This is a genomic window from Fictibacillus aquaticus, assembly GCF_002245695.1.
GTDB classification, from domain to species: domain Bacteria; phylum Bacillota; class Bacilli; order Bacillales; family Fictibacillaceae; genus Fictibacillus; species Fictibacillus aquaticus.
Window position 1 is genome coordinate 1 of the sequence record NZ_NOII01000098.1, and the last position, 1,226, is coordinate 1,226.

Below are 1,226 nucleotides of genomic sequence, written 5' to 3' on the forward strand. Positions count from 1 at the left end.
GTCGCTTATGATGTCTTTATGGTCAAATGCCAAGTCGAGCTGCAATACTTCGTTTATAGAAAACAAAGCAACTTCAGCAGCATCATCCTGCGCCTTCCGTTTAGCTAAATACGTGTCTGGCACAATCGCGTAATGCGCGTTTGAGATGATCCACCCGCGGGGATCGCGGCCAGGCTTATCGTAGACACCATACTGCTTGATATGGATGCCCGATATGTTCGTCTCTTCTTCAAGCTCCCGTTTTGCCGCTTCAAAAGCCGTTTCGTCATCCTGAACAAATCCGCCAGGTATCGCCCATTTATTCGCCTCGATGTTAACATTTCCTTCAGAATCAAGCGCCGCTCTTTGGATGAGCATAATCTTCAAGTCCATAACAGGCGGTTTATACGCTTCCATTTTTTCTGGAATGATTGTAAAAACACAGATATCAGAAGTGTAGCCGTCAGGAGTGCGGTATTTTTTTACGTCATATTGTTCTAGTGCTTTTTTATTTGTCATGGCAGGACTCCTTGCTAACTCGTTTTATATTTAACACTTTGTTTATTGTTAATTTATTTATAATCTATATCCCCTCATTTGTCAACACTAAAACCACAAAGAAATTTTGGTGAGTATATGTAAAATATTGTATAGTAATTATTAGGACAATATTTTGAAAAGGGGGATAAAATGGAGAAAACGATACTGAAATGGATAATGTACAGCTTCTTTCTTTCATTAGCTTTATCTGTCTTATTCGTGGATTATAAAATAATAACGCCAATTGATGTTGAATCCTACACTACTGANNTACTGAGTATGTGCCGCTTTCCGATTACATAATTTCTCTCATCCGCTACAGCATATTAGGAGCTTTTGCAGGCGGTATTGCAGGCTGGAGACTGTACAAGTTCAAAAATACCCGTACCCAGCCAAACACGTATTATGTAGAAATGTTTGTTGGCGCATTTTGTTTGGCCATGATTATTGGTGTTTTATCTTTCATTAATTAATCAACCTGTATACATAAAAAATAGCTCTGTCCACATTCGGACGGAGCTATTTTTTCACTATACTTACATGCCTTTAACTTCAGGCATGATCCGGTCTTCCTGTTTTCCAAGCACTTCATCATCTGGATCCACATATTCATGCGGCTGAATAACTCCGTTGGCGCGGTCGATCTTCTCAAGCTCGATCGCTTTTGGTACGGACAGCCAGTAGGCGAATCCGATCCCAACGATTCC

Annotated in this window: 1 protein-coding gene; it reads right to left on the reverse strand. The window is 40.4% G+C overall.

Going from position 1 to position 1,226, the window contains the following annotated elements; all coding sequences use genetic code 11:
* Window positions 1-498 (reverse strand): NUDIX domain-containing protein (locus CGZ90_RS20210; RefSeq protein ID WP_133063633.1); only part of this gene is annotated, 498 nt, incomplete at its 3' end.
* Between the last annotated feature and the right edge of the window lie 728 nt (window positions 499-1,226).